The sequence below is a fragment of the Methanosphaera sp. A6 genome, from assembly GCF_001729395.1.
In the GTDB taxonomy this organism is placed as follows: domain Archaea; phylum Methanobacteriota; class Methanobacteria; order Methanobacteriales; family Methanobacteriaceae; genus Methanosphaera; species Methanosphaera stadtmanae.
This window is the reverse complement of record NZ_MAIF01000129.1, coordinates 1-10,158: the sequence shown is the minus strand read 5'-3', so window position 1 is coordinate 10,158 and position 10,158 is coordinate 1. Positions and strand designations below refer to the sequence as shown.

Annotated in this window: 11 protein-coding genes and 5 tRNA genes; 13 read left to right on the top strand and 3 right to left on the bottom strand. The window is 30.4% G+C overall.

Translation table 11 applies throughout. The annotated features are described in order from the left end of the window. Window positions 1–325: 325 nt before the first annotated feature. The 5 genes from A9758_RS05180 to sucC are packed head-to-tail and all read left to right on the top strand — an operon-like array spanning window position 326 to window position 4,212. A complete protein-coding gene (locus A9758_RS05180; protein ID WP_011406961.1) occupies window positions 326–526 on the top strand; it encodes a ferredoxin family protein in 201 nt (66 codons plus the stop codon). A 1-nt stretch (window position 527) separates the two neighbouring features. After that, window positions 528–1,655: a 2-oxoacid:acceptor oxidoreductase subunit alpha gene (locus tag A9758_RS05175; protein ID WP_011406960.1), complete on the top strand. Its 1,128-nt coding sequence runs from the start codon at window positions 528–530 to the stop codon at window positions 1,653–1,655. 4 nt (window positions 1,656–1,659) lie between these two features. After that, entirely contained in the window at window positions 1,660–2,529 is an 870-nt protein-coding gene (locus A9758_RS05170; RefSeq protein WP_011406959.1) for a 2-oxoacid:ferredoxin oxidoreductase subunit beta, read from the top strand. A gap of 2 nt (window positions 2,530–2,531) precedes the next feature. After that, window positions 2,532–3,086 (top strand): 2-oxoacid:ferredoxin oxidoreductase subunit gamma, encoded by a 555-nt coding sequence (locus A9758_RS05165; protein WP_011406958.1) that lies wholly within the window; start codon window positions 2,532–2,534, stop codon window positions 3,084–3,086. A 10-nt stretch (window positions 3,087–3,096) separates the two neighbouring features. Next, window positions 3,097–4,212: an ADP-forming succinate--CoA ligase subunit beta gene (gene sucC / locus A9758_RS05160; RefSeq protein WP_011406957.1), complete on the top strand. Its 1,116-nt coding sequence runs from the start codon at window positions 3,097–3,099 to the stop codon at window positions 4,210–4,212. Window positions 4,213–4,235: 23 nt separating this feature from the next. Here the strand turns inward: sucC and A9758_RS05155 are convergent, their stop codons facing one another. The 3 genes from A9758_RS05155 to twy1 all read right to left on the bottom strand — a co-directional run bounded on the left by A9758_RS05155 (window position 4,236) and on the right by twy1 (window position 7,058). Then, window positions 4,236–5,006, bottom strand: a complete 771-nt coding sequence (locus A9758_RS05155) for an EFR1 family ferrodoxin (RefSeq protein WP_011406956.1) — start codon at window positions 5,004–5,006, stop codon at window positions 4,236–4,238. A 172-nt stretch (window positions 5,007–5,178) separates the two neighbouring features. Continuing rightward, complete coding sequence (locus A9758_RS05150; protein ID WP_011406955.1) at window positions 5,179–6,075, bottom strand: DUF1002 domain-containing protein; 897 nt, start codon at window positions 6,073–6,075, stop codon at window positions 5,179–5,181. Between the two features lie 35 nt (window positions 6,076–6,110). Beyond that, the gene (gene twy1 / locus A9758_RS05145; RefSeq protein WP_011406954.1) at window positions 6,111–7,058 is read right to left on the bottom strand and encodes a 4-demethylwyosine synthase TYW1; all 948 of its coding nucleotides are present in this window, start codon (window positions 7,056–7,058) and stop codon (window positions 6,111–6,113) included. A gap of 180 nt (window positions 7,059–7,238) precedes the next feature. On the opposite strand from twy1, the gene tpiA reads away from it, so the two are divergent. From tpiA to A9758_RS07420, 8 genes are all read left to right on the top strand, one after another. Beyond that, window positions 7,239–7,916 (top strand): triose-phosphate isomerase, encoded by a 678-nt coding sequence (tpiA, locus tag A9758_RS05140; protein WP_011406953.1) that lies wholly within the window; start codon window positions 7,239–7,241, stop codon window positions 7,914–7,916. A gap of 34 nt (window positions 7,917–7,950) precedes the next feature. Beyond that, on the top strand, window positions 7,951–9,180 hold the full coding sequence (locus tag A9758_RS05135; protein WP_011406952.1) for a phosphoglycerate kinase: 1,230 nt from the start codon (window positions 7,951–7,953) through the stop codon (window positions 9,178–9,180). Window positions 9,181–9,343: 163 nt separating this feature from the next. After that, a tRNA-Thr gene (locus A9758_RS05130) sits at window positions 9,344–9,417 on the top strand. An 18-nt stretch (window positions 9,418–9,435) separates the two neighbouring features. Then, window positions 9,436–9,510, top strand: a tRNA-Pro gene (locus A9758_RS05125). Window positions 9,511–9,518: 8 nt separating this feature from the next. Continuing rightward, window positions 9,519–9,592, top strand: a tRNA-Tyr gene (locus tag A9758_RS05120). 134 nt (window positions 9,593–9,726) lie between these two features. Beyond that, window positions 9,727–9,798, top strand: a tRNA-Asp gene (locus A9758_RS05115). A 17-nt stretch (window positions 9,799–9,815) separates the two neighbouring features. Further along, a tRNA-Lys gene (locus A9758_RS05110) sits at window positions 9,816–9,889 on the top strand. Between the two features lie 179 nt (window positions 9,890–10,068). Beyond that, on the top strand, window positions 10,069–10,158 hold a 90-nt coding region (locus A9758_RS07420; RefSeq protein ID WP_304440342.1), incomplete at its 3' end, for a DNA-directed RNA polymerase subunit RpoH/Rpb5 C-terminal domain-containing protein.

Sequence of the window (10,158 nt, the reverse complement as noted above, 5' to 3'; positions counted from 1 at the left end):
TTGTCTATTAAAATAGCATAACTTATGATAAAAAGTAGGGGAATTCTTTAGAGATAATATACAATATTCCATATATCTCTAAATTTATGTAACATTTCTGTAACTATTAATAATAGAATAAACAAATAATAAATATAATGTGATAAAAACGATGTTTAAAAAAATAACTAAATTTTATTCATCTATCATGGAAAAATATAACTATTTCATGATTAACATTTACAAGTTTATAATTAAACATAATTGACAAGTAAATCTACTAATTTTTTTTACTAAGTCTTATTAAATGTTACAAAATTCACTTAATTAATATAAAGGTAATAATATGTTATACATAAATGAAGAATTGTGTAAAGGATGCTATATTTGTGTTGACATTTGTCCAATGGATGTGTATACCCCATCTGAAACACTAAATCATAAAGGTGTACATATACCTATTCCAGACAATGAAAAATGCATAAAATGTAACTTATGTGCATTAATGTGTCCTGATCAAGTAATTTCAATAGAGGATGATGATTAAAATGGCAGATAAAGAATATTTTGTACAAGGAAATGAAGCCTGTGCACTTGGAGCATTAGCTGCAGGATGTAGATTTTTTGCAGGTTACCCTATTACACCATCCACAGAAATTGCTGAAATAATGTCTAAAAAATTACCTACAGTAGGTGGCCATTTTGTTCAAATGGAAGATGAAATATCTGCTATAGGTGCAATTATAGGGGCTTCATGGGGGGGACAAAAAGTTGTTACAGCAACAAGTGGTCCGGGTATATCTCTCATGCAAGAAAATATTGGATATGCTACAATGACAGAAACACCAATAGTAATAATTAACATGCAAAGAGGTTCACCATCAACAGGTCAACCTACAAGATCTGCTCAAGCAGATATGATGCAAACAAGATGGGGATCCCATGGAGATTATGAAACAATATCATTAGCACCATCATCAGTACAAGAATGTTTTGATTATACTGTTAAAGCATTTAATTTAGCAGAAAAATACAGATGCCCAGTATTTGTAATGGCTGATGAAATTGTTGGACATATGAGGGAAAAAATAACAGTACCTGAAAAAGTTGAAATTATACCAAGAACAATGCCAGAAAAAACAGATGATACATACCTACCATACAATGCTAAATCTGCACAAACAACACCAATGCCCTCATTTGGTGAAGGATTTAACATACATGTAACAGGTCTAACTCATGATGAAAGAGGATATCCAAATACAGATGATGCTGATGTTCACACACAACTAGTAACAAGATTATGTGATAAAATACTAAAAAATAGAAATGAAATATCACAAATTGAATCTGAATACATGGAAGATGCAGATACAGTAGTATTATCCTATGGAATACCTTCAAGATCTGCACTAACAGCAGTAAAACAAGCAAGAGAAAGGGACTTGAAAGTAGGATACATAAAACTTGGAGTAGTATGGCCATTTCCAGAAGAACAACTACTTAAATTAACACAAAATGCTAAAAGGATAATTGTACCAGAACTAAATCTAGGACAAGTATATCTTGAAGTAGATAGAGTACTTGGAAAACATGCAAATGTTGAATTATTATCTAAAATAGGTGGAGCATTACATACTCCAAAGGAAATATTAGATAAAATCATGGAGGAATAAAATAATGGCTGACTCTAAACACCCTCATGAATACATGAAATATTTACGAGAAGAAAGATTACCACATATATTCTGTCCTGGTTGTGGAAATGGTATAGTACTAAATACAATATTTAAAGGAATGGAATTATCAGATAAATCATTTGATGATTTAAATATGGTTTCAGGTATAGGATGTTCATCAAGAATACCAGGATATGTAAAATGTGATTCTCTACATACAACTCATGGAAGAGCAATAGCATTTGCAACAGGACTAAAAATTGCTAATCCAAAAAGAGATGTTGTAGTAGTTACAGGTGATGGTGATGCAACATCTATTGGTGGAAATCATTTAATTCATGCAGCACGTAGAAATATAGATTTAACTGTAATATGCATAAACAATGATATCTATGGAATGACTGGTGGACAAATAAGTCCAACTAGTCCTGAAGGAAGTTTTGCAACAACAGCACCATATGGTTCTACTGACATGCCATTTAACATAGCAGAAGTTGCAAAGGCAGCAGGTGCATCATATGTTGCAAAGTACACTACAGCCCAACCAATGCAAGTGGCTCAAAGCATAAAAGATGGATTAGAAAATAAAGGATTTTCATTTATTGAAGTAATATCTCAATGTCCAACATATTATGGACGAAAAAACAAAATAAGAACACCTGTTGAAATGATTCACTGGTTTAAAGAAAATACAATAACACTGGAACAATCTAGGAATATGACAGAAGATGAATTAAAAGGTAAAATTATCACAGGTGTTTATGTAAATAAACCAAGAAAAGAATTTATAACTTCTTCAGAAGAAGTAATTAGAAAACATTCAGAAATTGATCCTGATGATAATATTAACAAAGCATATATGAGTGATTAAGTATGAGGACAGAAATACGTATAGCAGGTTTTGGTGGACAGGGAATATTAATGTGTGGAATAGTAATAGCAAAAGCTGCATCTTTATTTGATCATATATATGCTGTACAAACACAATCCTATGGTCCAGAAGCAAGGGGAGGAGCTTCCCGTACAGAAGTTGTAATAAGTGATGATGAAATAGATTATCCAAAAGTGGAAAGTCCTGAAATATTTGTTGCAATGTCTCATGAATCATTACTAAAATATATTGATGATATACAAGAAAATGCAACACTAATAATTGATCCAGACTTAGTATATGACGAAGAAATAAATGATATAGTTAAAAGTAAGAATCTTAAAGTATACAAATCACAAGCAACAAGAACAGCTGAAAAAGTAATTGGTAGAAAAATTGTGGCAAACATAGTGATGTTAGGCTCCTTTGTTAAAGCAACTGGAGTAATAAGTCAGGATGCAGCAAAACAAGCAATACTTTCAAGTGTACCTAAAGGAACTGAAGATATGAATATGAAGGCATTTGAAGAAGGAATGAATACTGTTAAGATAGAATAATGGTGGAATTATGAATATACATGAATACGTAGCAAAGAAGATTTTTAGAGTATCAAATATTAAGATACCAGAAAGTTATTTGGCAAGCTCACCAGAAGAAGCAGCAGAAAAAACAAAATTAATAGGTAAACCTGTTGCAGTAAAATCACAAGTACTATCTGGTGGTCGTGGAAAAGCTGGTGGAATTCTATTTGCAGATACTCCAGAAGAAGCAGCACAAAGAACTAAAGAATTATTTACAAAAACAATTAAAGATGAAAAAGTTACTCAAGTTCTCATTGAAGAAAAGGTAGAAAATAAAATAAGTGAATACTACTTGTCTATTATTCTTGATAGGGATGCTAAAAAACCATTAATTATGGCAAGTATGGCTGGTGGAATGGATATTGAACAAGTAGCAAAGGAATCACCTGAAAAAATTGTAAAACAATATGTTGAACCATTAGAAGAATTCATGCCATATCAAGCACGTAACATTGCATTTAAAATGGGTGTTGATACAAATGAAGTATCTGCTGTAGGTAACTTTATATGGAAATTATATCAAGCATTCAATGATTATGATGCAACAGTAGCAGAAATAAATCCATTAATAAAAACACCTGATGGATTTATTGCAGCAGATGCAAAAATGGCAATAGATGATGATGCATTCTTTAGACATAAAAAATTAAAACAATTTGATTTAGAACATGAAGATGACTCAGATGATCTTGCATATATAAAACTCGATGGTAACATAGCAGTAATTGGTAATGGTGCAGGATTAACATTAACTGGTATGGATTTAATTCAATATTATGGTGAAAAACCAGCAACATTTCTTGATGTTGGTGGAGGAGCATCAGAAGAAGTTATTACAAGAGCTTTAAGATTAGTACTTAAAAATCCAAAAGTTAAAGTTATTTTCCTAAATGTTTTAGGTGGAATAACTCGTGCTGATGATGTTGCAAATGCTGTTGTTAATGTAACTAAAGAACATGAATCTGACATACCTGTTGTAATTAGATTAACTGGAACTAATGAAGAAGAAGGTCAAAAAATATTAACAGAACATAATATTCCATTTGAAACATCAATGGAGAGAGCAGCTCAAATTGCTGTTGCAAAGTTACATGGTGAATAGAGTTTATTCACTAAAACTTTTTTTTAATCTAATTTTTTAATGTATGGATTTATATATTGTCCATGTTTTTGTGTCTTATTGTTGTATTGTATTGAAAATGTTGGACATATATGTAGACATCTAAGACACATTACACAGTATTCTTTTTGCCAAGAGGGTTTGTTATTAACTAGTCTTATGGCATTTATTGGACAGTTATTTATACATTTTTTACATCCAGTGCATGTTTTTGTTATGTGTAAATTTTTTGTTTTTCTACTTCTATCATACCATAGTTGTGCCATGTTAGATATGAATTTAGGTATTTTTCTTGCAACATATTTTCCCTGATTTCTATTTTTAATTCGTGTTATGATTGTATCTATTTCTTTGTCTGATTCTATTGTTTGTTGTTTTATTTTTTCTTTACCAGTTAAATCAAACATAACAGTCCATGTATCTACCATTTTAATACTTGCCTGTAGATTTACTTTATATCCACATATATTTAGGTGTTCTTTGACATATCCTGCAGAGTATCCAGGGGTTGTACCATATGTTGTTATTATGTAGATGTATGGATTTTTATTTTCTGATGTAATAGTTAGTTTAGAGAGATATTCCTCTACAATTGTTGGTAGTCCCCAGAAGTATGTTGGAATAACAACACCTAGGGTTTCATCTTTTTCTATATGTATATGGTATTTTCGTGTATTTTTATTTTCTATTATTGAATATGTTTTTTCATTTATTTCTTTTGCTATTTTTTTAGAGACATATTGAGAGTTTCCTGTTGCTGAAAAATAGATTATCATAGTTAATACACCTATTACATACTTAATTATTTGTTGGTATAAAAAAGGTGGGTTTATTTAATAGAAGTAGTCTTGAATATTTTTTGATAGTTATATAAAAACTATTATTTTAATAATTAAATTCTTGTTCTAAATGGAATTGTTTTATGTGAATAGATAATAAAAAAAAGTATTAATTGGAAGTATTTGTTGTACTTCCAGTATTTCCATTTAACATAGATTGGATCATGTTCCATATTTGGCTAAATAATGTTTGTGCTCCTTCAGAATTTACATAATCAGTTACTTGATTTTGATATTGATTTGCCTTATCTTGTACTGACTGACTTTGTGATATACTATCTGCTAGATTACTTGCATCTGTACTTGTTATATTTATATTGTTGTTACTTGCAATGTTATTTACAATGTTTATAATGGTCTGTGTGTCTGTGGTATTTTGTTTTGCTGCTTCCTCTTTTGCTTGTGATACAACATTTGCCACATCATCTGCACTTATATTTGTATTATTTACTACTTCACTTTGTGTGTATATTTCATTATTTGCTGCTTCTTTCACATCATTTGGTATTTCTTTTCCTGTTGCAACTTCATATGATTTAAGAATTCCTGCAAGTGCTGATTCTCCAGTTGCAGTTGTTGGAGAAGTTACAATAACATGTCCTTTTGTAATACCAGATGAATTTAATGCAGTTTTATACATACTTTCTGTTACTGTTGTAATTTTAGATTTATCCACATCTACTTTTATATCGTTATTTGAGTTTAAATCAACTAGAGCTGATGAAAGTATTTGATTTGAATTGTATGTTTTATGACTTATATCTTGTGATATTGCATTTACATCATTTGCAGTTATTATAGTTTTATTTGCATTATCTAAGTTATTATATCCATTATCTTTGAAGTATTGATTTACTATATCTTTATAATCTTGGTTAGCATAGGTTGTTTCTCCATATGTTACAGCAATAGATGAATCTGCAGTTTGTCCTATTGGACCTACTGGTACAACAAAACCACCTATTATAAAAATAATGAGTATAATTCCTATGATTTTTCCCCACATATTTTATTCACCTCTTTAGTATAATAATTTATTTTTTAGTTATTATACTTTCCTGGTTTTTTCTCACCAAGTAGAAGTACTCTACTTTTTTCAACTTCATCAATAATATCCATACTTGTTTTTTCGGCGATGGATTGTGCAAATTCCTGAATATCCACAGTTTTTGGCATATTTTCCCATTGAAGTCTATTTCTTGAATCACCTACAAACATATATGCTTTTATTTCAACGTAATCAACATCTGCCTTTTCAATAATCTTTGCATATTCCTCTGTATGTATCATATTCAAATCTTTTACTGATGTTATTCTAAGAACTTTTCTTGTATCAATTGTTGAGAGAAGTTCAAGACTTTCTTGTAATTTTTCCCATCCATTAGATACTTGTGGTTTACATACCTTTTTATATATCTCCTTATTTGGTGCATCTAATGAAATATATAGTTGTGTTGGTTCATGTTTTCCAAGAGCTTCTATTTTATCTGGATTTTCACCATTACTTACAAGGAATGTTGTAAAATTCTGTTTATGGAATTCTTCTATTAATTGATTAATTTCAGGATAAAGTAATGGTTCACCTGCAAGACTTAATGCAGCATTATTTGGTTTTACACATTCTTCTAATTTTTCTGGATTGGCATTTTCATTTCCAAAAAATCCACATAGTAATTTCTTCTGGTTTTCAATACAGTCTTCAATTATTGTTTTTGGATCATCATAGTCATCACTATCCCATGATGTTTTTGTAATATCTGTATCTCTCCAACAGAATAAACATTTATGTTGGCAGTATGCAATTGCTGGAGACATTTGAAGACATCTATGACTTTTTATACCATAGAATTGTTCTTTATAACATGTTCCTTCATCTACTATACTTTTTCTTGTCCAGTGACATATCTTATTTGCAGCATGAATATTTTTTCCTGCAAATCTATATCCTTTCTTTTCTAAATCTTTTTGTTTTGTTTGTGAAATTATCATTAATATAATCTTATGTTTTTTGTGTCTTAAAAAATTTAATTTATATTAATGTGTTGTATTTATTTTCATATTATGAATTTATAATGATTCTTAACTATCTATAATAATAATTAGAATAATAAATATTATTAGATGACTAGATTTTTTTTTATAAGAAATCTATTTTAGTAGGTAATTTTTATGAGTAAGAATAAGACACCAATAATAATACTTAATTATAAAACATATACAGAATCAACAGGTAAAAATGCAGTAAAATTATCACAGTATGTTCAAGAAGCAAGTGATGAAACAGGTATAAATATGGCAATTGCTCCACAAGCAGTTGATTTATATCCAATTATTGAATCTGTGGATATTCCTGTTTATGCTCAACACATGGATGCTATAACTCCTGGAGGACATACAGGTTCAGCTTTACCTGAAGCTTTATATGAAACTGGTATAGAGGGTAGTTTAATTAATCATTCAGAGAAAAGATTAACTTTGGCTGATATTGATGTTGTTGTTGAAAAAACAAGACAACTAGATTTAACTAGTGTATTATGTACTAATAATGTTAAAACAAGTGCTGCCTGTGCATCATTTAATCCAGATTTCATTGCAATTGAACCACCTGAATTAATTGGTACTGGTATTCCTGTCTCTCAAGCTAGTCCTGAAGTAGTTGAAAATACAGTTGAAGAAATTCATAAAATTAACAAGAATATATCAGTATTATGTGGTGCTGGAATATCTACGGGAGAAGATATGAAAGCAGCATTAGATCTTGGTGCTCAAGGAGTTCTACTAGCTTCTGGTATTATTAAAGCAGAAAATCAAAAAGAAGCTCTAATTGATTTAGTTAGTTTAATTTAATATTTTTTTTAGAAGTAATTAAGGGGTATTAGTTATGGATTATGATTTTAATACAATGGATGATTTTGATTTTGAAGGAAAAACAGTATTACTTAGGGTAGATGTTAATTCACCAGTAGATCCTATAGATGGTGAATTATTAGACGATACTAGAATGAGATTACATTCAAGTACTATTTCTGAATTGTCAGATAGGGATGCTCGTGTTGTAATAATAGCACATCAAAGTAGGCCAGGTAAATCAGATTTCACTACTCTTAAACAACATGCCAGATCATTGTCTAATATTATTGGAAAAGATGTTACATATGTTGACTCTATATTTTCTAGAGAAGCTCAAAATATCATATCAAACATGGTTAATGGTGAAATAGTTCTATTAGAAAATGTTCGATTTTATTCAGAAGAAATGCCTAAATTAACACCAGAAGAACAAGCAAACACATACATGGTTAAAACATTAACTCCTCTGGCTGATTACTTTGTTAATGATGCTTTTGCTACAGCACACAGATCTCAAACTTCACTTATTGGTTTTTCAAAAGTATTACCATCCCTTGCTGGAAGAGTTATGGAATTAGAATTAAAAACATTGTATGGGATATTAGATAATGCACAACAACCACGAGTTTATGTACTTGGAGGTATTAAAGCTGATGATTCTATAAATGTTATGGCTAATGCACTAAGAACTAATAGAGCAGATTTTATATTAACAACTGGTCTTGTAGCAAATATTTTCCTTGTAGCAAGTGGTGTTGATTTAAAAGAATATAATTATGATTTTATAGTTCAAAGGGGTTATGAAGATTATATTGATTTTGCAAAAGAATTGTTAAAAGACTATTCTGATAAAATAATATTACCTGTTGATTTAGCAATTCTTGAAAATGATAAACGTGTGGAATATTCTGTTGATGAAATTCCAAATTTACCAATCTATGATATTGGTAGTAAAACTATTGAAATTTATAAGGAAAAAATTTTGGAAGCAAAAACATTATTTGCCAATGGTCCTGCAGGAGTATTTGAAAAAGAAGGCTTTAATTTAGGAACTGAAGATTTATTAAATACTATGGCTAAATCAGAAGGATTTTCAATTATTGGTGGGGGTCATCTTGCTGCTGCTGCAAGTAATATGGATTTAGATGATGATATTACACATATTAGTAGTGGTGGAGGAGCAAGTATAAATCTAATTGCTGGTGAAGAATTACCTGCTGTAAAAGCTTTAGTTGACTCTGCTAAACGAAATAAAAATTAATAATTTTTATATAATTTTTTTAAAGAGTATTATTCTTTTATTTCTCTTTTTTAGGATTTTAAATGGGAATACTATAAGGGGGGAAACCTTTATATAGTATGAGTTAGTTAAATAATAAATGACTTCTAACCTATTATGGACAAATAGGTTTTAACACGTAGATGCCTCAGTAGCTCAGTCTGGTGGAGCGCTTGACTTGTAATCAAGCGGTCGGGGGTTCAATTCCCCCCTGGGGCTCTATAATTTTTAGTACATGGGACCATAGGGTAGCTTGGTCGATCCTTTGGGCTTTGGGAGCCTGAGACTCCGGTTCAAATCCGGGTGGTCCCACTGTTATACCCGTCTTAGCTCAATTTGGCAGAGCATCGGACTGTAGATCCGAATGTTGCTGGTTCAAGTCCGGCAGACGGGATAACCTTTTATTTATAAATATAATTGTTAGTAAGTTATATGTATCTTTAACCGATACCTTTATATACTATAACATACAAAGTATAACATAGTTGCTTTGTAGTACAAAGTATGTGTTTTTAATAAGTATAAAATGCCTTGGTAGTGTAGAGGCTATCATGCAGGCCTGTCGAGCCTGCGACTCGGGTTCAAATCCCGGCCAAGGCGTTATAATCATTTTATAGGGGCTCGTAGCTCAGTCTGGGAGAGCGCCTGGCTTTTAACCAGGCGGTCGCGGGTTCAACTCCCGTCGGGCCCGCTTATATTTTAACAACATAATTCTATTTTTGACAATTAATAATTATATTTTTTAATTATAACTTATTTATGAAATTTAACATATTTTTTTTATCAAACTAAATTATAAATTATTTATATAATAAACTGCATAATTATTTAATAATTAATGATTAATGTTAGTATTACTTATTTTTAAATATGGAGGATATAATTTTGAAAGCTGATATTTTACAACATAAATTAGTTCCAGAACATACTATTTTATCAGAAGAAGAAGCTCAAAAAGTT